Annotated in this window: 27 protein-coding genes; 1 reads left to right on the top strand and 26 read right to left on the bottom strand. The window is 36.0% G+C overall.

From position 1 onward, the window contains the following. Positions 1-794: 794 nt before the first annotated feature. The 6 genes from NKR20_RS06110 to NKR20_RS06085 all read right to left on the bottom strand — a co-directional run bounded on the left by NKR20_RS06110 (position 795) and on the right by NKR20_RS06085 (position 5,864). Complete coding sequence (locus NKR20_RS06110; protein WP_253424475.1) at positions 795-1,778, bottom strand: biotin--[acetyl-CoA-carboxylase] ligase; 984 nt, start codon at positions 1,776-1,778, stop codon at positions 795-797. Beyond that, positions 1,756-2,940 (bottom strand): CCA tRNA nucleotidyltransferase, encoded by a 1,185-nt coding sequence (locus NKR20_RS06105; protein ID WP_253424472.1) that lies wholly within the window; start codon positions 2,938-2,940, stop codon positions 1,756-1,758. The genes NKR20_RS06110 and NKR20_RS06105 overlap by 23 nt, the downstream gene beginning before the upstream one ends. Further along, positions 2,937-4,073, bottom strand: coding sequence for an N-acetyl-alpha-D-glucosaminyl L-malate synthase BshA (bshA, locus tag NKR20_RS06100; RefSeq protein WP_253424469.1), 1,137 nt, complete (start codon positions 4,071-4,073; stop codon positions 2,937-2,939). The genes NKR20_RS06105 and bshA overlap by 4 nt, the downstream gene beginning before the upstream one ends. Positions 4,074-4,307: 234 nt before the next feature. Beyond that, entirely contained in the window at positions 4,308-4,715 is a 408-nt protein-coding gene (gene mgsA, locus NKR20_RS06095) for a methylglyoxal synthase (protein WP_253424466.1), read from the bottom strand. A gap of 17 nt (positions 4,716-4,732) precedes the next feature. Beyond that, positions 4,733-5,530, bottom strand: a complete 798-nt coding sequence (dapB, locus tag NKR20_RS06090; RefSeq protein WP_121214712.1) for a 4-hydroxy-tetrahydrodipicolinate reductase — start codon at positions 5,528-5,530, stop codon at positions 4,733-4,735. Position 5,531: 1 nt separating this feature from the next. Further along, positions 5,532-5,864, bottom strand: coding sequence for a nucleotide pyrophosphohydrolase (locus NKR20_RS06085; RefSeq protein WP_253424463.1), 333 nt, complete (start codon positions 5,862-5,864; stop codon positions 5,532-5,534). 129 nt (positions 5,865-5,993) lie between these two features. On the opposite strand from NKR20_RS06085, the gene NKR20_RS06080 reads away from it, so the two are divergent. Then, positions 5,994-6,842 (top strand): YitT family protein, encoded by an 849-nt coding sequence (locus tag NKR20_RS06080; protein ID WP_170148427.1) that lies wholly within the window; start codon positions 5,994-5,996, stop codon positions 6,840-6,842. A 592-nt stretch (positions 6,843-7,434) separates the two neighbouring features. Here the strand turns inward: NKR20_RS06080 and NKR20_RS06075 are convergent. The 20 genes from NKR20_RS06075 to NKR20_RS05980 form a co-directional block, all read right to left on the bottom strand. Further along, entirely contained in the window at positions 7,435-8,109 is a 675-nt protein-coding gene (locus tag NKR20_RS06075) for a zinc metallopeptidase (RefSeq protein ID WP_253428072.1), read from the bottom strand. A 65-nt stretch (positions 8,110-8,174) separates the two neighbouring features. After that, positions 8,175-8,774, bottom strand: coding sequence for a lipoprotein heptaprenylglyceryl N-acetyltransferase LhaT (gene lhaT / locus NKR20_RS06070; RefSeq protein WP_253424460.1), 600 nt, complete (start codon positions 8,772-8,774; stop codon positions 8,175-8,177). A gap of 133 nt (positions 8,775-8,907) precedes the next feature. Beyond that, positions 8,908-9,705: a menaquinol-cytochrome c reductase cytochrome b/c subunit gene (locus tag NKR20_RS06065; RefSeq protein WP_121214716.1), complete on the bottom strand. Its 798-nt coding sequence runs from the start codon at positions 9,703-9,705 to the stop codon at positions 8,908-8,910. Positions 9,706-9,745: 40 nt separating this feature from the next. Beyond that, a complete protein-coding gene (gene qcrB, locus NKR20_RS06060; protein ID WP_121214717.1) occupies positions 9,746-10,420 on the bottom strand; it encodes a menaquinol-cytochrome c reductase cytochrome b subunit in 675 nt (224 codons plus the stop codon). Positions 10,421-10,440: 20 nt separating this feature from the next. Continuing rightward, complete coding sequence (locus NKR20_RS06055; RefSeq protein ID WP_121214718.1) at positions 10,441-10,944, bottom strand: QcrA and Rieske domain-containing protein; 504 nt, start codon at positions 10,942-10,944, stop codon at positions 10,441-10,443. Positions 10,945-11,109: 165 nt separating this feature from the next. Next, positions 11,110-11,559: a YpiF family protein gene (locus NKR20_RS06050; protein WP_121214719.1), complete on the bottom strand. Its 450-nt coding sequence runs from the start codon at positions 11,557-11,559 to the stop codon at positions 11,110-11,112. A gap of 201 nt (positions 11,560-11,760) precedes the next feature. After that, entirely contained in the window at positions 11,761-12,318 is a 558-nt protein-coding gene (locus NKR20_RS06045; protein WP_121214720.1) for a ReoY family proteolytic degradation factor, read from the bottom strand. Between the two features lie 16 nt (positions 12,319-12,334). After that, on the bottom strand, positions 12,335-13,570 hold the full coding sequence (locus NKR20_RS06040; protein WP_419095295.1) for a tetratricopeptide repeat protein: 1,236 nt from the start codon (positions 13,568-13,570) through the stop codon (positions 12,335-12,337). 132 nt (positions 13,571-13,702) lie between these two features. After that, positions 13,703-14,998: a 3-phosphoshikimate 1-carboxyvinyltransferase gene (gene aroA / locus NKR20_RS06035; RefSeq protein ID WP_253424453.1), complete on the bottom strand. Its 1,296-nt coding sequence runs from the start codon at positions 14,996-14,998 to the stop codon at positions 13,703-13,705. Between the two features lie 20 nt (positions 14,999-15,018). After that, the gene (locus NKR20_RS06030; protein ID WP_121214722.1) at positions 15,019-16,116 is read right to left on the bottom strand and encodes a prephenate dehydrogenase; all 1,098 of its coding nucleotides are present in this window, start codon (positions 16,114-16,116) and stop codon (positions 15,019-15,021) included. Next, on the bottom strand, positions 16,113-17,213 hold the full coding sequence (gene hisC, locus NKR20_RS06025) for a histidinol-phosphate transaminase (RefSeq protein WP_121214723.1): 1,101 nt from the start codon (positions 17,211-17,213) through the stop codon (positions 16,113-16,115). The genes NKR20_RS06030 and hisC overlap by 4 nt, the downstream gene beginning before the upstream one ends. Before the next feature lie 23 nt (positions 17,214-17,236). Continuing rightward, positions 17,237-17,599, bottom strand: coding sequence for a chorismate mutase (gene aroH, locus NKR20_RS06020; RefSeq protein ID WP_121214724.1), 363 nt, complete (start codon positions 17,597-17,599; stop codon positions 17,237-17,239). Further along, positions 17,596-18,687: a 3-dehydroquinate synthase gene (gene aroB / locus NKR20_RS06015; protein ID WP_253424450.1), complete on the bottom strand. Its 1,092-nt coding sequence runs from the start codon at positions 18,685-18,687 to the stop codon at positions 17,596-17,598. The genes aroH and aroB overlap by 4 nt, the downstream gene beginning before the upstream one ends. Positions 18,688-18,689: 2 nt before the next feature. Then, positions 18,690-19,871: a chorismate synthase gene (gene aroC / locus NKR20_RS06010; RefSeq protein WP_253424447.1), complete on the bottom strand. Its 1,182-nt coding sequence runs from the start codon at positions 19,869-19,871 to the stop codon at positions 18,690-18,692. Between the two features lie 210 nt (positions 19,872-20,081). Further along, positions 20,082-20,852, bottom strand: a complete 771-nt coding sequence (locus NKR20_RS06005; RefSeq protein WP_121214727.1) for a CheR family methyltransferase — start codon at positions 20,850-20,852, stop codon at positions 20,082-20,084. A 119-nt stretch (positions 20,853-20,971) separates the two neighbouring features. Beyond that, complete coding sequence (locus NKR20_RS06000; RefSeq protein ID WP_121214728.1) at positions 20,972-21,247, bottom strand: hypothetical protein; 276 nt, start codon at positions 21,245-21,247, stop codon at positions 20,972-20,974. A 107-nt stretch (positions 21,248-21,354) separates the two neighbouring features. Further along, complete coding sequence (ndk, locus tag NKR20_RS05995) at positions 21,355-21,771, bottom strand: nucleoside-diphosphate kinase (protein ID WP_121214729.1); 417 nt, start codon at positions 21,769-21,771, stop codon at positions 21,355-21,357. Between the two features lie 107 nt (positions 21,772-21,878). After that, the gene (gene hepT, locus NKR20_RS05990) at positions 21,879-22,853 is read right to left on the bottom strand and encodes a heptaprenyl diphosphate synthase component II (protein ID WP_253424444.1); all 975 of its coding nucleotides are present in this window, start codon (positions 22,851-22,853) and stop codon (positions 21,879-21,881) included. Between the two features lie 18 nt (positions 22,854-22,871). Beyond that, the gene (locus NKR20_RS05985; RefSeq protein ID WP_121214731.1) at positions 22,872-23,576 is read right to left on the bottom strand and encodes a demethylmenaquinone methyltransferase; all 705 of its coding nucleotides are present in this window, start codon (positions 23,574-23,576) and stop codon (positions 22,872-22,874) included. A 22-nt stretch (positions 23,577-23,598) separates the two neighbouring features. After that, positions 23,599-24,342 (bottom strand): heptaprenyl diphosphate synthase component 1, encoded by a 744-nt coding sequence (locus NKR20_RS05980; protein ID WP_253424441.1) that lies wholly within the window; start codon positions 24,340-24,342, stop codon positions 23,599-23,601. Positions 24,343-24,353 lie beyond the last annotated feature (11 nt).

Genomic DNA, 24,353 nt, shown 5'->3' with positions numbered 1-24,353 from the left:
TTGAAGAAAACGTATAGTATTTTAGAAAAATAGAGTACTTTCTAGCAAGAAATGCGGAGAACGCTCGCTCAGCTCTGACAACAACTGGAGGGGTTGGCAAAAGGGCGCTCTTTGCCCTTGCAGACTGCCCCGAAGTTGTCGAAGAGCTAGCGTTCGCAGCTAGACAATTAGAAATGCGGAGGCGGCTCGCTCAGGCTCGACACGCGCTGGAGACTTCGACGAGAAGGCGCTCTTTGCCTTCGTAGGAGAAGTTGAAGCGTCGCGAGAGCCTAGCCGCCGCAGCTAGACAATTAGAAATGCGAAGAACGCTCGCTCAGCTCTGACTACAACTGGAGGGGCTGGCAAAAGGGCGCTCTTTGCCCTTGCAGACTGCCCCGAAGTTGTCGAAGAGCTAGCGTTCGCAGCTAGACAATTAGAAATGCGGAGGCGGCTCGCTCAGGCTCGACACGCGCTGGAGACTTCGACTAGAAGGCGTTCTTTGCCTTCGTAGGAGAAGTTGAAGCGTCGCGAGAGCCTAGCCGCTGCAGCTAGACAATTAGAAATGCGAAGAACGCTCGCTCAGCTCTGACAACAACTGGAGGGGCTGGCAAAAGGGCGCTCTTTGCCCTTGCAGACTGCCCCGAAGTTGTCGAAGAGCTAGCGTTCGCAGCTAGACATCTAGAAATGCGGAGGCGGCTCGTTCACCAATACTAGAGTAGCTCCAAAAAAATCAAAAACTTCTACCATTCAAAGACCGGTAGAAGTTAAAATTTCAAACAACTATAATCTTAAAAAATCAAAGATCCTCGCTAAAATTACATAATCTCAATATCCGCAGAGTAAACACCCTTGATTTCGCCATTGTCTAACTGAATTTCAAGGACACCCTCTTCAGTGATGCCAATTGCTTTTCCTTCGATTACTTCTCTTAAAGTAGTCGCCTTTATTTGCTTTCCAATTGTGCCAGAAGATTCTTCCCATAACGCTTTGATTGGTTTAAAACCTTCCTTAATATATAGATCACTATAAAGTTCTAAATAATTTAGTAACTCTGCCACTAGTTGTGGACGATTAATTTCAGCTTGCTCTTCTATCGATAATGATGTTGCAATCGTTTGAAGCTCAGGTGGAAAATCTTCCATCTGTTGATTTGCATTAATACCGATGCCAATTAATAATGCTTCCACACGATCCATTTCAGCAAGCATTTCCGTTAAAATTCCTGTACATTTCCGCCCATTGATTAAGATATCGTTTGGCCATTTAATCGTTGGCGTAAAGTTTTTACACACTGATTTAATTGCATTAACAATCGCGACTGCTGCCACTAAAGTAAATTGTGGAGCTTGAGATGGTGGTACATCTGGACGAATAACCACCGTCATCCAAACGCCCTTTCCTTTTGTAGATTCCCAAGGCCGGGCCATTCTACCTTTCCCCATTGTTTGCGTTTCGGCAATCACAACGGTCCCATCTTGTACGCCTTCTCTAGCTAACTCGTGAGCAACGCTTTGTGTTGATGTCACTTCATCTAAGTATTGAATATTTCGCCCAAAGCGTTGTGTCGTAAGGAAAGAGGTAATCCGCGCTGGGTCTACCTTATCGGGTTTACCTTTTAATACATAGCCCTTTTTCTTAATTGTTTCAAAAACATAGCCTTCCTCTTGTAAAGTTTGCAAATGTTTCCAAACTGCAGTACGAGAAATACCCAGTTCATCTGCTAGAGATTGACCAGAAATTGGCGTATCCTTTGCAAGTAGAAAACGTTTTAATATTTCATCCTTCATTGGTAAATTCATTTAAATACCATTCCTTCAACGTCTGTTCGTCATTTTTTACGTAACCATTCAGTACAGCTATGATTGCTGCATCTAATCCTACTTTGATCCATGGTCCCCGTTTTTTAGAAGTCCATTCTATTAAGTGGTTCCCATTAATTGCGAGTTCATCTACTGATTGAATATTTAAATTTTCCTTCACTCGTTTTATTTCTGTTTTCTCAAAAGGAATGTTTTGTCGTTGCCAAATTGCAAAATCATAGGCAGTTTCTAAAATCGTTAAATCATTCGTAAAGTAATCCATAATAGACCATTCTTTTAACAAGCTATTGTATGCATTCATGACATTACGAATAAACGTTTTGTCTTTATTTGAAAGTCGGTAAAAATCAAAAATATCTTGAATTTCTTCACGATTTAATAGACAAAGGTATGCCCAACCAACTTCTGATTTTGTTGTATGGAACTTTTCCCAATGCTGTTCGTTAGCTTTATAGTTACCAATTAAATATTTATCTAAATGACTTTCACCTAAAGCTTGAATGCCACCATACACATTCTTGCCTTTCCACAACTTCGACAATTCCATTGCTATTCTTTCATGGGCAATAAATTCTATTAGATCGCAATCTTGTTGTATCGCTTTTAATGTTTTTTCCTCTATTGTGAAATCCAATTGCGCACTAAATCGAATTGCCCGAAGCATGCGTAATGCATCTTCTCGGAATCTTACGGTTGCATCGCCTACAGAACGGATGACACCATTTTCAATATCTTGCTGTCCACCAAATAAATCAATAATTTGACCATCTTTTGTCATGGCCATTGCATTGATGGTAAAATCACGTCTTTGTAAATCCTTATCCAATGTACGAACAAATATTACTTGTTCTGGCCGACGATAATCACTATAATCGCTTTCCGTACGATATGTTGTTACTTCTACTGGTTGACCTTCATCAAGTACTAGCACAGTGCCATGTTCAATGCCAATATCGACAGTGGTGGAAAAGATTCGTTTTACTTCACTAGGTAAAGCATTTGTTGCTACATCGACATCATTACCTTTTATTCCTAACAAGTGGTCTCTAACAGCACCACCGACAATGACCGCTTCAAATCCGGCATTTTCAATTTTTTCGATGACTCTAATGGCAAAGTCCCAATCTTCACTTATCTTCATACGCGTAATGCCACCAATCGCTCATATAATTGTTCGTAGTGATCTATAATTGGTTTCGCAAGGAATTTTGTTTGTACTGTATTAATAGCTGCTTGACGGAAGCAGATTAATTTTTCTTCATCTTTTAATAATTCAATCGCATATTGTGCTGCTTCATCCACATCTCCAAGATTTACGACAAAGCCGTTTACACCGTGATCGATTACTTCAGGAATACCACCAACATTCGTACCAATTCCTGGAACTCCACAAGCTAACGCTTCTAGTAGAACTAACCCAAATGATTCCGTTTCAGAAAGTAATAATTTTAAATCACTTATACTAAATAATTCCGCTATATTTTCTTGCTTCCCTAAAAATAAAATATCGTCTTTAAATGGTGAAGAATGTATTTGTTCTAACACACGTTGCTTTTCCGGTCCATCACCAACTAATAATAGTTTCGCCGGCATTTCTTCTCGAACCTTTAAGAAGGTCTCCACTACATCCGGTAAATTCTTAATTTTACGGAAATTGGAAACGTGAATTAGCACACGCTCATCTTCGGCAATACCAAGTTGCTCTTTTAAATTCGTATCAACGATTGGTTTAAATACGGATTCATCTACAAAATTATAGACCGTTTCAATTTCTTTCGTTGTCCCAATGATTTCATAAGTTTGCTCTTTTAAAGAATTTGATACTGTTGTGACGATGTCTGATTTTTCTATACCATACTTAATTGCTTGAGCAAGGTTGGAATCTTGCCCTAAAATTGAAATATCTGTTCCGTGTAAAGTTGTGACAATTCCAATATTTTCTCCACACATATCACGAGCAAGAACTGCACAAACTGCATGTGGGATCGCATAATGTACATGTAATACGTCAAGTTTTTCATCTCGAATAACATCTGCCATTTTACTTGCTAATGCTAAATCGTACGGCGGGTATTGAAACACTGAGTAATTATTAACTTGTACTTCGTGGAAAAATACGTTCGGATATAATTTATTTAGACGGAATGGTACACTCGAGGTGATAAAATGAATTTCATGACCTCGTTCTGCAAGCATTTTCCCTAATTCTGTTGCAAGTACACCAGAACCCCCTACTGTTGGATAGCATGTAATACCAATTTTTAATTTTTTCATCCGACGTTCATCCCTTCTCTACAAAATATTTAATAATTTACTTCATTTATTGTTTTAAGCAATATAACGATTTAAATTAATCAAATAAATGTAATTATAACTTCTTTTCCCCGTATTATCGGGTAGTAGTCTCCCACTTATATAAGTGGGAAAGAAACTCTACTCTTTGAAGTTTCACTCAATTTTGTTGTTGCCAAAATATAAGCGCACACCCGTCAGAAGATTTAAAAAAAGCTATTCTTTCCTTCTTTCTTGGATTAATCTCCAATCTACAAAACCTTCTTGTAAACCTTTTAACAGAATTTCAGCAGTTCCCATATTTGTAGCTAGTGGAATATGATACACATCACATAGACGGACTAATGCCGTAACATCTGGTTCATGTGGTTGTGCAGTTAATGGATCTCGGAAGAAAAACACCATATCCATATCATTATTTGCAATCATTGCACCGATTTGTTGATCTCCACCTAATGGACCTGAACGAAATCGTGTCACCTGAAGGCCAACTTCTTCTTGAATACGTTGTCCTGTTGTACCTGTAGCAAAAAGTTGGTGTTGTTGTAGTATATTTTTATAGGCGATTGCAAATTCAACTAAACTGTCTTTTTTTCGGTCATGGGCTATTAATGCGATTTTCATTTCAACCATTCCATTTCTTATAGGATGTTTTCTAATCCGTAAACTAATTCTTCCATAGTCATAACAGTTTCAACACAGAATACTACACCACTCATAAATGATTCACGATTAAATGAGTCATGGCGAATTGTAAGCATTTGACCGTCACCACCAAAAATGACTTCTTGGTGTGCAACTAGACCAGGTAAGCGAACTGAGTGTATACGCATGCCTTCAAAGTCGGCACCTCTTGCCCCCATCATCGTTTCAATCTCATTTGGATGGCCTTGTTTACTTGCTTCACGAACTTCAGCAATCATTTGAGCCGTTTTCTTACCTGTACCTGAAGGAGCATCCAGTTTTCTATCATGATGCAATTCTATAATTTCAACATGTGGTAAGTATTTTGCAGCTTCTTTTGCAAATTTCATCATTAAAATAGCGCCAATTGCAAAGTTTGGTGCAATAATACAACCACATTTTTTCTCTCTTGCTAACAAACTTAATTCTTCAAGTTGTTCATCTGTAAAACCAGTAGTACCAACTACAGTGCGAACATTATGTAACATGGCTTCTTTCGTATGTTCATAAACCGAATGAGGATTTGTCAAATCAATTAATACATCTGGGTTAGTCTCAGTAATTAATTGACTTAAGTTTGTATAAATCGGTACATCTAAATTTGGAGGAAACATTTCAAGCTGTGAAAGACTTTCCCCTACATGTTTGTAGTCTAATGCAGCCACTAAGACCATTCCCTCATGTTTACATACCGTTTTTACAGCTTCTGAACCCATTTTACCTCTCGCGCCTGCGATTGCTACTCGTATTGTCATATTACTCGTCCTTTCGTGTCCAACGATCTTTATCTCTCGTTTCGTACTTATTAATTACTTTTAATAATGTTTCATCTAAGCGGATACCTTGAGAATTTGCAAAACAAACTATTACAAAGAATAAATCTCCTAATTCTTCCTCAATACTATTAATACTTTCGGATTGTTTTTTCTTCTTTTGACCATAGACATGTTGTACTTCTCGCGATAATTCCCCTATCTCTTCAGTTAACCTAGCCATTAATTCAAAAGGCGGAAAATACCCTTCTTTATATTGTCCTATATATCGATCGACTTTTTCCTGTAATTGGTTCAGCGTTAACTCGTTTGACATTTTTCCCACTCCTATATTATCGTATATAATTTAGTCTAGAGTTGTCAAAAGATGAAAATTACAACATAATAAATCGTACAGCACAGTCGCTAAAATAGAAAGATTTTTTCAGCATGAAATGGGGGCTTTTTGTTGAAGGATTTAAAAATTCGCAATATTTTAGGAATAATTTTCGGTGCAGCAATATTAGGTTTTGGCTTTGTTCATTTTAATATGCAAAATGAGCTAGGTGAAGGTGGATTTAGTGGAATTACCCTTATCTTGTATTTTACTTTGAATTGGGATCCCGCAATCTTAAATATTATTTTAAATATTCCTATGTTCATTATTGGTTGGAAACAGTTTCCTAGACGAGAATTTATCTATACAATTATTGGAACAGTTTCCGTTTCCATTTTTCTAAGAATTTTTCAACACTATGAGATTGAATTAAACTTGCAACATGATCTATTTTTAGCTTCATTATTTGCAGGGGTGTTTGTTGGGATCGGTCTAGGAATTATTTTCCGTTTTGGTGGGACAACTGGTGGTGTAGATATTATTGCCCGTGTTGCAAATAAATACTTAGGCTGGAGTATGGGCCGCACAATGTTTTTATTTGATGTTACCGTTCTTTTAGCTTCATTGCTTACATTCTTAGATGCACGCTCAATGATGTATACGTTAGTTGCTGTATTTGTCGGTGCAAGAGTGATTGACATGGTGCAAGAGGGAGCATATTCTGCAAAGGCTGCGCTAATTATTTCGAATCAATCTGAAGAAATTGCAACATATATCACAGAACAAATGGAACGTGGGGTAACCGTATTCCATGCTTACGGCCATTATACAAAGCAATCTAAGGATGTTTTATATTGTATCGTAGGTCGTAGAGAAATTGTTCGTTTAAAATCTATGATCCATCATATCGACCCGAAAGCTTTCGTATCCATTATTGAAGTGAAGGATGTTGTTGGTGAAGGATTTAAAATTGATTAAAGTGGTTTAAAGTAAAAAAGTACAACTGATTAATAGTTGTACTTTTTCTTTATTCAAAAACATGAAAAAACATTCTAACTATACTCAATTTTTTAAGATAATATATTACTATTATTCGATTTTATATCTTTCATATTGAACGGTGTCATTATAATACTCATCCATAATGTTATTCGTTAAGACAATGGAATACACTGCAAAAAACACCAGCATCAGAACGATGAAAAACCCAAACAAGAGCATTTTTGAAAAGCTAAGATTCATTTCTCCACCCCTTGTTAGTGATATTGAACTGTCATAAAATTGTTCATTTTTAACATCATATTAATTGAAGGGGTAAGTTAGTATTCTTGATAAAAAAATATTTTTTAACCTTCCTGCAAAATAAAAAACTGATCCCAAAATAGGATCAGTTTTTTGTATGTATTAATAAGAAAAGCATGGACGAGCCTGTGCGAGCCGCTTCCGCTTTTCTTATTGTCTAGCTACGCGTGTTAGCCGTTCGGAAACTTCGACTTCCTTCTGCGTGTGTGAGCACACTTGTCAGAAGTCTCCAGTTTCTTTCACGGCTGAGCGAGCGTTCTCCGCTTTTCTAATCGTCTGAGCTCATGTTTGTGTAGATTAGAATTAAACGTAATAGTTCAAGTACAGCTACTGCTGCTGCTGCAACGTATGTCATTGCTGCTGCATTTAATACTTTTTTTGCACTGCGCTCTTCGTTATTTGAAATAATTCCTAGCTGAACAACTTCATTCATCGCTCTTCTTGATGCATCGAATTCTACTGGTAAAGTTACAATTTGGAATAATACTCCCGCCGCTAGTAATAGAATACCTAATAATAAAAAGCCTGTACTAGAAGCAAAAATACCGATCATAACAAAAATCCATGAAGCATTTGATGAAATATTTGCTACTGGAACTAATTTTGAACGTAATGTTAAGAATGAATAAGCTTCTTTATGCTGAATCGCATGACCAACTTCGTGAGCTGCTACCGCTGTTCCTGCAATTGAAGCATTATAATAATTCGCCTCAGAAAGTGCAACTGTTTTCGTTGCAGGGTTATAGTGATCTGATAATACGCCTTGTGTTGGTACTACTCGTACATCAAATAACCCATGTTGATCTAATATCATTCGTGCTACTTGTGCACCTGTCAAACCTTTTGCTGCCGCAACATCTGAAAATTTATTATACGTTCTTTTGACTTTAATTTGGGCATAAATCGGCAAAATTAAAATAATCAGAAAGTAAATAATATACATTCCGGTTGTCAATTTACTATCTCCCTCTCTTTACTATCTAATATAATAATAATTTTAATGAATTATTATAGTTTGTGCAAATATTCACGCTTATTATAAACAAGATATGCTAGTAGAATGCACGCAATTGAAAGCCAAAATGTGAAATAGCCTATATGATGTGCATATTTTTCGATACTACGGTATGTCGGCATTTGACCATATACATAATCTATTACATCATTATGCAATGTCCAAATTGCTGCTATTATAATGTGTATAGTGCCAAATCGGTATTTTCCAAAATACAAAATCGCCTCTACTGCCATTAAAAAATGAGAAGCAACTAACATCCAGCCAGCAGGTCCAATCGCCCCGTTTTCAACCAATGTTAATAAATTCATTACAACAGCCCAAAGACCATATTTTACTAATGTGATTAAAGCTAATGCTTCAATTAACTTAAAGTTTTTTCCTATAATCCAGCCGATGATTGCGATACAAAAAAATAAACTTGCTGTCGGACTATCAGGTACAAAGATTAAAAACTGTGGTTCTGTTACAGCTAACTGCCATTTATACCAATAATACCCATAAACAGTACCAAGAAAATTTATTATAAATAATAGTGTTAAAAATGATCGGTGCGTTAAAAGATACCAAGCTCGAGCCAAAAAAGACATCATACTGTTTACTCCTTTAAAAAAATAAAAGTTTTATGTATTATGTTCGATTAAATTAGCATATGTAATAAATATAGAAATATTCTTAAAAGAATAGAAGAGAGCCAGTTGCCTGACTCTCTTGTTTAAGTATAGATTATTCTTTTTCTTTTAAGCTTGCAATGAATTCAGCTAAAATTTGAAGTTCTTCATCTGTACCTTCAAATACTCCAGCTGGCATTGCTCCACGACCATTTTTAATAACTTCTGCAACCTCTTCTGCAGTTAATTCGTTACCTAATAACATAGGAGCACCTGTACCACCTGCTAAGTCACCACCGTGACAGCCGATACATGAAGCTTGTGATTGGAAAATCTCATAACCAGGTGATGTTTCATCAATTTCAACATCTGGTAATAATCCTAAATCTTTATCTGTAATAACACCTTGTGCTTTTGCAGCTTCCCAATCGTGGTGTGCTACAGATTCCCAAGTTAAGTATACCATTGATGCAAGTGTTAATAACATAAATGCTGTTGGTAATGGGCGTTTAGATGGACGACGTTCTGGTCCTTTATCTAAGAATGGCGCAAGTGCTAATGCCGCAACTGCTAAACCTGGAATAATAACAGCACCAATTACGTTATATGGACCAGATACATAAGTATATTTTAATAATTGGTACAAGAATAAGAAGTACCAGTCTGGTAATGGAATATATGAAGCATTTGTAGGATCTGCCGGACCTTCAAGTGGTGAAGGATGAGCGACAGTTAATAGTAAATATCCAATTAAGAAAACCGCACCAACCATCCATTCTTTTAATAAGAAATCAGGCCAAAAAGCTTCAGTTTTACCTGGATACTCGGAATAATCTTTCGGAATATTCGGCATACGGTCATTCATTTTAACGCGCGAATCACCTACGAATTTCATCCCTTTTCCGCGATGCATAGTGTCCCCTCCTTTAATAAATCATAAAAAACACGCTAAATCATAGCGGTCCTGAAATACCTTGACGGCGAATCATAATAAAGTGTACTGCAAGTAAAGCGAATAACACAGCTGGTAAGAAGAATACATGAATTGCGAAGAAACGTGTTAACGTTTGAGCACCAAGGATCTCTGCATCACCGGCAAGTAAAATTTTAATAAGCTCACCAATAAATGGTACAGAAGCCGCAATTTGAATACCTACTTTAGTAGCGAATACCGCTTTCATGTCCCAAGGAAGTAAATATCCTGTGAAACCTAAACCTAACATTACACAAAAAATCCCAACGCCTACAATCCAGTTTAACTCACGAGGTTTCTTGTATGAACCTGTGAAGAATACACGAAGCGTATGTAAGAACATCATTACGATAACTAATGAAGCCCCCCAGTGGTGCATACCACGTACGATTTCACCAAAAGCTACTTCGTTTTGTAAATAATAAACTGATTTCCAAGCATTCTCTACGTCTGGCACGTAATACATTGTTAAGAACATACCGGATAAAATCTGAATTACTGTAATGAAGAATGTTAAACCACCGAAACAGTAAACGAATGCTGAAAAGTGATGTGCAGGGTTAACGTGCTCTGGCACTTCGTGGTCGGCAATATCACGCCAAATTGGAGTGATATCTAATCGTTCATCGACCCAATCATAAATTTTATTTAGCACAATTGTCTACCCCCTAACTATTAACCTAAAGTATTTGGAATTTTCTTCCCAAGCATTAAAAAACCATCTTTTTCTGCTACTTCATATTCATCTAATGGACCAGTTGGTGGTGTACCTGGTACGTTTTTACCAGTTTTCTCATATCGTCCACCATGACATGCACAGAAGTATTGATCTGGGTGAGCAGAATCCCCAGCCCAGTTAACAGTACAACCTAAATGCTTACATACTGGTGAAAGGGCGATAATAGCATCACCATCTCTATAAACCCAAGCAGCTTCTGTAACATCAGATTTGTACCAAGCATCAACTTGTTCAAATGTAAAGTCAACTTTAATTGGTTCTTCTGTGATTTCATCAATTTTTTGGCTTGTTTGTACAAAATCCCCTTCAGCTTTAGTTTGTAAAGCTGGGTCAATTGCAAAACGAATCATCGGCATTAACATACCAGCAGCCATGAATCCTCCAACACCTGTTAAAGTGTAGTTTAAGAATTGGCGTCTTGAAACTCGATTGTTACTCATTCTTTTCCCCCCTCTAACTAAAAGGTCAGCCCCAACGGACATACTTTTACAAATAGTAATTACTAGGACATATCTATGATATATCAATAAAATAGGTTGGTCAATATTGCATTGTTATTGATTGGACAAGTTTGTGAACATTTAATGAAACAATGAAACAATCTCCTAACTCTGAGACCATTTGGAAGAAAGGATAGGAATTACCTGTTTTAACTGATCTTCTAATACCTTTTTCTTCACCTCTTTATCCATTGATTCTAATGGAATCGCAGGTAGCCAAATTACATCTATTTGGTCTTGTAGGCTTGTCCAAGAATGATCACAAGTTACGAAGATTACATGTTTAAAACCTGCATTATGCAACTCCTCTTTTAATAGAGGAACAAATAGCCCACTTTTTGTTTGTTCTGTGTAAGAAAACGGCGGGACAAGCATTAATCTTCCTTTAAATTGTTGTTCAATAAATGCTGTTAGGGACATTAAGTACTCAGCTGCTGAACTGCTTTGTTTAATAGATTGCTCTTGGAAATCTAAAGACAGCAATGGAACAATCGCCGTATCGATAAAATCCTTTTGTGCTTCAAATTGCTGCACATCCTTTACATTAAAATACATTCTTCAACCTCCACTGACACAATATTTACTATTCCCCAATAAAATTCGTTTTAAAACTAGTTAATTGGATTTAATCAAACTATGTATTTACAATAACTTCTTGTCCATTCACTACTTTAGCATAACATACAAAATTAGACATTTGTATGTATTCAAAAAAATAACCTCAATTTCAGTCGAATTGATCGACTGATCCTGAGGTTAAACGTTTTTAGATGTTTGTTTCAATGCTTGAAGTAAGTCGGATAGCTGGTAAAATCTCTCTTTATCGCCTTGATCTAAAGCTTCATCGATTTCTTTTAACAATTTTTCTTTTTGGAATGCTAACAGACTATTATTTAACATCTCTTCAGCTATTAAACGATCTTTCTCATTAATATGAAGATATTTTGGCATGTATGGGTTTTCCTCTAACACCGCTAAATATTGCTGACTTGGTGGTATATTAGGAAAATTAAGTTGAATATACATACTTTCATTAGGATGTAGTCTTAAATCATGAAATGACTTTTCTGCATCGCTAGTCATTATATTCCCTTTATAAAATCGGAATGGTACTCCACTAGAATCTACAGATGACATAACAATTGCCCTTGGACAATAATGCGCTTCTTCAACGAAATGGATATTTTCAAGTAAATTATCATTGCTTAACAAATAATTTAAGATCCACACACACTCTCGCCTTTTTAATTGGAAATTCTTAAGAAACCAACGAACAAAAGTTTTCTTGTCAAGAATCGGAACGGAAGAAGTCATTTAGCTATCCCTCCTTTTATTCAAGAGTATAAAGCAAATCTAACCACTGCTGATCGCTAGGCTGCAACGTAATCAACTGTTCAACAATACTCCGAGCCTCGTGTCGTTTTCCATCCTCTATCAAGAAATAACAATATTTACTTAAAAACGACGAATCCTCTTTAAACTCATTATATGCTTGCTTGTAAATTTCGTATGCGCACAACATATTTTCTTCTTGATGATATGCATCTGCAACTAATGGGTATAAAGCACTCCAATCAAAATCTTCGCCTTTTAAACTTTCATATAAATCAATGACATCATCATAGCGTTCTTCATTGGCATATATCGACATTAAAACAATTAACGCTTCCATATATTCAGGATCTAAAGCAATTGCCTGTTGTAAATGGTCTATTGCTTCTTTTACTAATCCATTTTTCAGAGCGATTTTACCTGCAAACAAGTAAAATGATTTTTCATATTCGTCACGTTTAATTCCTTCTAATATTACTTTATATGCATTTTTATTATCTTCTACCATCGCATAACTTTCAGCTAGTAGTAAATAACCACTAAAATAATCAGGATCTAATGCCTTTAAATCTTCTAATTGCTTAATAGCCATTTCAAATTTTTCAGATTGGAAGGCTGAGTAGGCAGATCCGAATAATAAATCGGGAGTTACTGTTTCTTCAAGGGCTTCCATATAATAATCGAGAGCAGTTTCATAGCTTCCTCCAGCTCGGTATACTTCTGCTAAGCGTGTTGCTAATGTAACACCCGCAATTGATTTTTCTTTTTCATGTAATTCTTCATATATACGTACCGCTTCAGTAAAGCGACCTGTTTCGAATAGCAGTTCTGCTTTTGCAAACTGTAATAATGGCTCAGTAGGCAAAATTTCTAATGCTTCATTAATTCGTTGTTCAGCAACTTCATATAATCCTTGCATTTGGTAATAATCAGCAAGTAGTAGCAAGCTTTGCGGATATTCTGGCGCTTCTGAATCTACCTCCATTAGTAGACTCAATGCCTCGTCTTCTTCACCTAATTCAATTAATACAGAAGCTCTGTCTATTGTAAGTTGGACATTATTTGGATATAAAAATTGTAAATGTTCAAATACACGATCTGCTTCATTCAAATAGCCATATTGCATAAATAAATCTGCAAATTCATATTGAACTTCTGGTTGTTCATTGATTAGGAAAGACTCTAATGAATTATTAATTTGTTGTAAATCACCATTTTGAATAGCTTGTAACATTTCAGTCGTTGTATTTGTCAAAATCGCTCACCTTTTTTTCCTTTAGTAATTATATGCTACATGACGAAAACTTAAGAAACAAGAAAAAGGCCTTGCCAGAAAGCGGCAAAGACCAAATTTTTTACAGAAAAATTATTTATTTAAAAGACTGTTTACATGATCAAAAAATGTCGGATAAGAAACAGCAATACAATCCGTATCATCAATCTCTACCGGTTCGTTTGTTATTAACGCAGCAATTGCTCCCATCATGCCGATGCGATGATCTCCATAAGATTGTAGTTTTCCACCATGAAGTTTTGTTGGGCCATGAATAATCATACCATCATCTGTTGCTTCGATATTTGCACCCAATTTTTTCAGTTCATTCACTACTGCTGTAATACGGTCTGTTTCTTTAACTTTTAATTCTTCCGCATCACGAATAATTGTCTTTCCTTCTGCTTGTGTTGCAAGTAACGCAAGAATTGGAATTTCATCAATTAAGCGAGGAATGATGTCCCCTTCAATAGTAGTAGCCTTTAGGTTTGACGTTTCAATTGTAATCGTTGCAGTTGGTTCTGCTGCTGTTTCATCTTCTACTTCCACTTTCATTGAAGCACCCATATTTTCAAGGACTTCGATGATTCCTGCACGAGTTGGGTTTACCCCAACATTTTTCATCACAATGTTACTGTTAGGTACGATAGCACCAGCAACTAAGAAGAATGCAGCTGACGAAATATCCCCTGGTACATTAACATGGGTAGCTTTTAACTGTTGCCCACCCTCAAAATAGACGACACCATCTTCTACTGTAATTTGTGCACCAAATTGTCTCAACATTCGTTCTGTATGGTCACGAGATACTTCCTTTTCTCGAACTATCGTTGTTCCTTCTGCACGTAACCCCGCAAGAATAATTGCAGATTTTACTTGTGCACTTGCAACTGACATTGTATAGTCAATCGCTTTTAGTTGAGTACCTTGAATAGCTAACGGAGTATATTGACCATTCTCTCTACCAGCTATTTGTGCACCCATTAATCGAAGCGGATCTGCTACTCGACGCATAGGACGTTTCGCGATGGAAGCATCTCCTGTCATCACTGTATGTAATTTTGTACCAGACAAGATTCCTAACATTAATCTTGTAGTAGTACCGGAATTTCCAGTATATAAAACTTCTTTGGGTTCTTGCCAATTATCCATTCCATCACTTTGAATGGTAACATTTGTACCTTCGACTGTAATATCTACTCCTAGTTTACGAAAACAATCTATTGTACTTAAACAATCTTCTCCAAGAAGAAATCCGCTAACGGTTGTTTTCCCTTTGGCAATTGCTCCGAACATAATAGAGCGATGAGAAATTGACTTATCTCCTGGTACGATTATAGTTCCGTTCAATTGTGGGTTTGTGTAGTCTAAAATTTTTGTAGAAGACATTTAAGTACCCCTTTCAGTAATTAAGATGCAAATATCTCAAAATTTGTTCTTTTACTAATACATTTTTCAGCTTTTTCTCGGTCTTCAGCAGTTTGGAAACTAATTACCAAGATACCGAAAATGTCTTCACGTGCTTCAACAACTCGAAGATTCGTAATACTGATATGTTCTTCTGCTAAATAGCCTGTAACCTCAGAAATAACCCCTGGGTAATCCGGAATATCAACATACAAGTCGTACGTAGTATAAAATGCACCTGTAGTAATTGGTAAATCATCTCGCACTTGTTTCGCAATTGCAAAATATTCTTCAATGGAATCTTGCTCATTGCTTAAAAGGATGTTTTTCACACGGTCCATTTCATCTAACCATAAATCTAATTGACTAATTAGCTCTTGGCGGTTTTGCAACACGATATCTCTCCACATGTATGGATTGGATGAAGCAATACGTGTAATATCACGGAAACCTCCAGCAGCTAGTAACGTTGTCATCGGATAATGTCTTTGCTCCGCGTCCAATTGATGAACAAGTGATGCTGCAACAATGTGTGGAAAATGACTAACAACCGCTGTCATATGATCATGCTCTTGCGCATCCACTTTCACAATTTTCGCTAACGTATATTTTAAGAGCTGTTCAAGTTCTTGAACTTTCTCTTCATTTTCATTTTTTAAAGGAGTTAACATGTAATATGCATTTTCGAATAGGTGTGGTTTTGCAGCTTTTACTCCACTTTTATGCGAACCTGCCATTGGGTGTCCCCCAATAAATGTAATACCACATTCTTGGAGTTCTTTTCCTTTTGCCATAATTAACCCTTTTGTACTACCAGTATCCGTAACAATGACATTTTCTTTCAATGGCCAGTCTTTTAATTCCTCTAACCATTCTAATGTTGCGTTTACTGGTGTTCCAAAGATGATGATATCTGCAATTTTTGCACCTTCAATAATTTCATCAACCACTTCATTTACAACGTGCAAAGATTTTGCAAGTTCACGGGTTTGTTGACTTACATCATACCCGTAAACTTTAGTATGGGGGGCCTTTTGACAGGCCATTGCAATGGACCCCCCGATTAAACCTAAACCTATGACAAAGACATTCTGTGTCATGCAAATACTCCTTGTTCTGTTAACACTTCTTCAAGTAATGTTAAAAACTTGCTGTTTTGCTCTTCTGTTCCAAACGTTACACGGATATATCCAGGAGTGCCAAGTGCGTTACCACTTCTAATAATAAATCCACGTTTCATCATCTCTTGGAACACAACGTCACTATCCGCTTTTACTTCAAATAAAATAAAGTTTGTTTGAGAAGGATAGTAGTTTAAGCCGTGTTTATTACAAAACTCAACGAATTGTTTTTTGCCATTTTCATTTTTCGTGCGACATTCTTGAATAAATTGTTGATCTTCAAGAGCAACAACTGCAATTTTTTGACTTAAAACTGTATTGTTAAATGGTCCACGTACTGGATCAAGTTTCGCAATTACATCTTCTTGTGCATAGGCATATCCAACACGGAATGATGCTAAACCATATGCTTTAGAGAATGTACGCATGATGATTACATTAGGATACTCTTTCACATAATGTAATGTATCTTTAAATTCTGGTGCATTGATATATTCAAAGTAAGCTTCATCAAGAACTACTAACACATCAGATGGCACTTGCTTTAAGAAATTTTGTAATTCATCATCACTTACAATTGTTCCTGTTGGGTTATTTGGGTTACATACCCAAACGATTGAAGTGTTTTCATCAATTGCAGCTAGCATTGCCTGTAAATCATGTTTTCCATCTTTTGTTGGAACTTTTCGTACTTCTGCTCCTTCAATCTCAGCGTTATGGCTGTATTGAGAAAAAGATGGGTCTGCCATTACAGTATTTACACCAGGGTATAGTAAAGCGCGAGTTAAAATCGCGATTAAATCATCCGAACCATTACCGAATAAAAGTTCAGTCTCTTTTACACCAAGGTGTTTTGCTACCGCTGTACGTAATTCTTGAGCATAACCATCAGGGTAAATTGCATGATTTGTTGAATCTGTTTCTAAAAATGCTTTCACTTTAGGAGAAAAACCATATGGATTTTCATTAGAAGCTAATTTTACTACTTCATCTAAACCAAATTCTCTTTTTACTTCTTCAATTGGCTTACCTGGCTGATATGCTTTCATGCCAAAAAGTTGTTGTTTCCATTTCATAATAAATTTCTCCTCCTAAACCGCTATTTGACTAAGTCAGGTCGTAAACTAACTGCATTGTTTAAATAGATATGTTGAATATCTTTTTGATGAACTTGTGTATTCACGTGCATTAATACTCGAATACACAATGGTAGTGCCCCAGGAACACTCATTTCGTGGGTACACATAGTTGGTACATATTGCCAACCTTCGATAGAACGGACTGCTTTTGCAGGAAAGGCAGATGTAATATCTGGTGTAGTGGAAATCAGTACTGAAGCGATATCTTCAGGTTGGATATTATTTTCCTCCACAATTTGTAATACTAATCTAGTAATTTCATTATATATTAATTCTGGTTTATCCTCTTCTACTGTTGTAGCCCCTCTTACACCGCGTATCATTTACTTACCTCCATTAGAAGAGAACGATATTCACGATCTACTTCTTTACATTCTGATAGTTCGATTGGTTGAATAAATGGTTCGCCAATTTTGTTTAGTAACACAAATTGTAATTCCCCGTATTCTACCTTTTTATCCTTTACTAAATACTGCTCCAGCGTTTCAAATGAGAATTCTTCAAGCTTCTCAAATGGATATCCATTTTGATGAGCGAACTGTAAAAATTCTTTTGTAAATTGTCTATTAATTTGACCATATCGTTCACTTAAAAGTAATGCATAAACAATACCAATGACTACAGCTTCACCATGAGCTAAACCTCCGTAACCTGCTGCAGCTTCAATTGCATGACCATACGTATGCCCTAAGTTCAAGAATTTTCGGACAGATTGTTCTGTCTCGTCTTTAGAAACGATATCAGCTTTCACTTCAATACCGGCCTTTAAATGAAGGGCTAATTGATCATTATCAATTCCAGTAATAGAAGGAGTATTCATTAACTCTTTCAACCAATTTTCATTGGAAATGAGAGCATGTTTAATCACTTCAGCCATTCCTGAACGAATCTCACGTTCACTTAAAGAATGTAGAAGATTTGTATCATAAACTACTCCTTCAGGTTGATAGAAAGCGCCGATTAAATTTTTACCAAGTGGATGATTAATCGCTGTTTTACCACCAACTGCTGAATCATGAGCTAAAATCGTTGTTGGAATTTGTATAAATGGAATACCGCGCATGAAAGTAGCTGCGACAAATCCAGTTAAATCTCCAACTGCGCCACCACCAAAGGCAAAAAGGAAACTTTTACGGGTACAATTGTTTTCAATTAAGAATGTATGAGAGTTTTGGAAATTTTCAAACCCTTTACATTCTTCACCTGCTGGCATAATGAATACTTTAAAGTCATAAGGGAAATTTTGCTTAAAATACTCCCCTTGTGCTTCCCATACGTTTTTATCCGTAAAAACGACTAATTGGTCAGCTTTTTGCAACTTATCTTCAAAAGAAAGAACGGCAGATTTTAAAATATCATTTCCAATGACAACTTCATATTGATGTGATGCTGTATTTACAGGAATTCTCATTTTTAGTACCCCTTTGCGTACTCGCGCATTGCATCGATTTGTGCTTTTAATTGAGGAAGTTGATCACTATGATATTGTTCAACAATTGCATTGGCAATCTCCCATGCAATGACATTTTCCGCAACAATGGAAGCAGCTGGAACTGCACAACTATCAGAACGTTCTACACTTGCTTTAAACGGTTCTTTTGTTTCAATATCTACGCTTTGTAATGGTTTATATAGAGTAGGGATTGGCTTCATTACACCACGTACAACAATTGGCATACCAGTAGACATACCACCTTCTAATCCACCTAAACGGTTAGTCGCGCGTGTATAGCCGTTTTCTTCATCCCATAATATTTCATCATGAACTTCAGACCCTTTACGACGAGCCATTTCAAATCCAATTCCGAACTCTACACCTTTAAAAGCATTAATTGATAACATTGCTTGAGCAAGACGACCATCTAATTTACGGTCGTAATGAACATAAGAGCCGATACCTGCAGGAAGTCCTTCTACTATTACTTCTACTACACCACCAATAGAATCTCCTGCTTTTTTTGTATCGTCAATCATTTGCACCATTTTTTCTGAAGCCTCTGGGTCCACACAATAACATGGATCTTCTTCTACAATTGCACGAATTTCATCAGCTGATTTACCTTCAACCTTTGAAGTATCTGCTTTGATACCTGCAATTTCTGTTACATGAGCAACTACAGAAATACCTAATTCATTTAGTAAAGCTTTTGCTACAGAACCTACCGCAACACGTACAGTTGTTTCACGTGCACTTGAACGTTCTAGTACATTACGTAAATCACGGTGACCATACTTCATACCACCTACTAAATCAGCATGTCCAGGTCGTGGACGAGAAATTTGACGTTTAATTTCATTTGGGTCCACATTTTCTGGAAGTGGTTCTGCACCCATAATTTTTGTCCAATGTTTCCAATCATCATTTGTAACAACCAATGCTACTGGAGAACCAAGTGTTTTCCCGTGACGAACACCTCCTACAATCTCTACAGTGTCCGTTTCAATTTGCATACGTCTTCCACGGCCATGTCCACCTTGACGACGTTTTAAATCATAGTTTATTTTTTCTGCACTTATTGGTAAAAGAGACGGCAATCCCTCAATGATTGTTGTTAGTTGAGGTCCGTGAGACTCTCCTGCTGTTAGGTAACGCATAAAACACTTTCTCCCTTCAACTCGCTAAAGTATGTATTTTTTATCATAACATATATTATAGCCTAAAAAACAGTGTCTTTTGATAAGTAATTCAATATAGTATCGAATATTCTGAAATTCTAGAAAATTAAGGTATAAAGACGAATTTAAAAAAATACGCTTCCCGTTTGTAAACGAAAAGCGTCAGTACATTTAAATGTATTTTCTCGTCTATTTTTTCCTATAGAAAAATGTATCTTCCACTTCGAACCCATATCGTGCAGGATTGAAGATTTGTTCTGTTGAACCAACAAATAAAATACCACCCGATCGCAAGGAGTTACTAAAATTATGATAGATTTGATCCTTTGCTTCTTCAGTAAAGTAAATCATCACATTTCGGCAAACAATTAAATCACAATTCGATTCATAGCGATCGTTTAACAAATTATGTTTTTTAAATGTTACTGTTCTTTTAATTTCATCTTTTACTTTATAAAACTGACCTTCTTTATTAAAATATTTGTTTTTCACATCAACTGGCACTTCAGCTAAAGATCGATCAGGATAAAGGCCAAGTTTTGCTTTTTGAATGACATTTTCATCGATATCTGTTGCCAACACTTGAACTTGGGAAAGTGGCACATGATGGGATAAAACCATTGCAATAGTATACGGTTCTTCCCCTGTAGAACATGCAGCACTCCAAATTTTCAGTCTTTTATTTGATTGAAGAAGTAAAGGGAAAATTTTGTTTTGCAATACTTCCCATCGCTTCCCGTTTCTATAAAATTCTGATACGTTAATCGTCATACGATCTAGAAATTCATTTAATAAATCTCTATCTTTTTCAAGTGCGTGTAAAAACTCAATAAAATTTCGATACCCTTTTTTCTCATACAGCGATGTTAAACGTCGCTTCATCTGTGCTTCTTTGTAAAGGGCGAGGTCAATTCCCGTTTTTCTTTTTATACCTTCGATAAACTGTACATAATCTGACATTCTCCATCTTTCCCCTCGATTGCAACATCCATTATATGTTACAGAGCATTGTCCTAATGTTATTATAGCTGAAAATTACGAAATCTTAAATAAATCATTTCGAGAGATTTCATATAAATTTAATTTGTTTTATCATCTATAAAATGCTGAGAGGATGATTGAATGGTAGGTGAATCTAGAGATAATTGAAGTCTTGTTTGTTCGATTTCTAATCGTAATTTTTCCGTTTCAATAATATAGCTTTCCTTACGAATTTTTTCTAACTCGATTTCTTGTTTTAACACTTCTAACTTCAGTTTTGACTGTTTATTAATATGAGCGGATACAATTCCAGCAATCGAAATTAATGAAGAAATGGAAACGATACCTAAAACTAATATTACGTAATCTGCCATATGAATCCCCCTTTTTCCTTAATACGTACGAATTCATTAAAAGTTTCCAAAAAAAAAGTAACTACCACTTTTCGTAATAGCTACTCGTTGTTGTATGAAAATGAAAATTAAACTAATTCTCCAGCGAACCATAAGCTGATTTCACGTTCAGCAGAAGCTGGTGAATCTGAACCATGGATTACGTTTTCAGAGATTGTTACTGCATAGTCACCACGGATTGTACCAGGTTGTGATTCAGATGGTTTTGTAGCACCCATCATGATACGAGCTAATGAAATTACGCTTTCGCCTTCCCATACCATAGCAAATACTGGACCTGAAGTGATGAAGTCAACTAATTCACCAAAGAATGGTTTGTCAGCATGTTCTGCATAGTGTGCTTCAGCGATTTCGCGTGTTGCTACCATAAGTTTAGCACCTTTTAATTCAAAACCGCGACGTTCAAAGCGGTCTACGATGTCTCCGATTACTTGACGTTTTACTCCGTCTGGTTTAATCATTAAAAATGTTCTTTCGATTGCCATTTCTATATACACTCCTTAAGTTTGAATAAGGTATTACACCTACCGATAAATATTACCAGAATAACATTCATTCATCAACTATTTACAATTTACGCCATCATAATTTATTAAAATTTTCGTTTTCCAATAAATAAAGCGATGTCTCTTAATTTTTTCTTCATAGGATGATTTGGCAATGCGTCAACTTCTTTCAAAGCTTTACGCAAATAATGATTACTAACATTTATCGATTGTTTAATTGCATCTGATTTACGAACGATTGAAAGCATTTCAAGTCGTTGTTGTTCAGTAACTTCCCCGTTTGCTGCCAACTCAATAAATCTTGAGATAGTTGGATGATCCTTTAATAATAATATTGGCAAGGTAATATTTCCCTGTAATAAATCACTTCCAGCAGGCTTACCTAGTTCTTTATCCGTGGCAGTAAAATCTAAAATATCATCAACAATTTGATAACTCATTCCAACAAAATAGCCAAATTGTTTTAAATGCCTCACATTTTTATCATCCAAGCCACTAACTACAGCACCTAGTTCACAACTAGATTCGATAAGTAAAGCTGTTTTTCGTTTAATACGTCGGAAATAATCTTTAATGTTTTGATTACTACGAAACTTATCTTCTATTTGAATCACTTCGCCATTACAAATTTCAACCATTGTTTTGGCTAAAATTTGATGGACACGTGGGTTTTCGATCGATGTGACATACTCCAAAGCCCGGGCAAAAATAAAGTCACCAGTATACATGGCAACTCGATTATTCCATTGCGCTTTTACAGTATGTCTTCCCCTTCTCAAATCAGAATCATCTATTACATCATCATGTACTAGAGACGCTGAATGAATTAATTCAAGCGGTACAGCAATATTTTTGACTTGATCAATATTATATTGCCCAAATTTTGCACTAATTAAAACAAAAACAGGGCGAATTCGCTTACCGCCCGCTTGTAGTAGATGGAGAGAGGCATCATTTATCAATTGCGAAGACGAGTTTAACGCTATTTCTAATTCTTTTTCGATGATGTCTATATCCGCTTTTAAATCGGAATATAGCAATTTTAACTTCATCTTTTCCACGCGTGAAACCTTCTCCCCCTAGTTTTCTTTTTTAAAGCCCATATGCATAGCCGCAGCGCCACCACTATACCCTTTATAACTTACTTTTTGGAAACCTGCTTCCTCAAACATTTTCGCTAATTTTCTCATACCCGGAAAATCTTTTGCAGATTCTTGTAACCAAGAATATTCTCTATAACTTTTCGCAATTAGCTTACCAAATAATGGCATGATATATTTAAAGTAAAAACGAAATAGTTGTCGATAGATTGGAATTTCAGATTGACTTGTTTCTAAACAAACCGCCATTCCACCAGGTTTTAACACACGGTTCATCTCACGTAAAACTTGCATATAATCTGGCACGTTACGTAATCCAAAACCGATTGTGACATAGTCAAATGTATTATCTTCAAATGGAAGCTCCATTGCATTTCCATGAATTAACTCAATTTGAGGGTATGGCTGAACTTTCTTTTCTCCAACTTTTAGCATATTTTTACTAAAGTCAAGTCCTTTTACTACCCCTTTTTCACCTGTAGCTTGTGCTAAAGCAATAGTCCAATCTGCTGTTCCACAACAAACATCTAAACATTTTGAACCAGGTTTTACGTTCATTCTTTTCATTGTATCTTCACGCCATTTTACGTGCAGTTGAAAACTTATCACCGAATTCATTTTATCGTAATTTTCGGAAATGCTTTCAAAAACTTCGTGTACGTGTTCTTCTTTTGATTTAGCCATTTTTTCAGAACCTTTCTACACATCAACTACTAATTTGTTGCTCTATGTATAACTTTAATTCGTCCTTAATGATAGACGAACGAAGATATTCATGGAGTAAATCATTTAGCACATCTATTTTTTGCTGTAACAATAACTCAAGAGGTTGCCCTTCTTTTGCTGCACTTTCTACCATTTTCTCTAGTATCAAAGACTTATTCCCATGTTGTAAATTGCGGAGTTCTTTTTGTAATTGAATCAATAGTAGGCTAGTATGCATAAATGTACTATATTGTTCAAATCCATAAACTTGATAGAAACGTTTGATTAGCTCTGTTTTTACTACTGAGATTGATTCGTACCAATTGTCTAAAGTTAATGAATTAACTTCATATACTTTAATTTGATGCTCACAACGAATTGCTATACCTTCCGATAACTGTTTTATCAGCGGTATATTGCCAGCTTGAGCTAAAATCTCGTAATAACGACCACTATAATAGTCACCAGAGAGAACTGTTAATTGTTGCTCTTTACTTGTTGCATTCGTTTCATCTATTTTATCATGCTCAGAAAGTGAGGCATGTACAATTCCAACTGTAATCGCACTTTTATGAATTTGTTCATTCCATTTTTCTCCATTTAAAAATGGCATTAACAAATAAAACAATTGATTTTCATCTAAAACTGGTTCTCCAGTATATTGCAGTAATGTTCTATGACGAACATGCATGAAAATGTTTGTTTTTAATTGTTCGATTGACTCTTGAATGTATGTTGCATCCATAGATATTACTC

The organism is Ureibacillus endophyticus, assembly GCF_024159215.1.
Classification (GTDB): domain Bacteria; phylum Bacillota; class Bacilli; order Bacillales_A; family Planococcaceae; genus Ureibacillus; species Ureibacillus endophyticus.
Note: the sequence above shows the minus strand (reverse complement) of the source record. Positions and strands in the feature narration are given on the sequence as shown.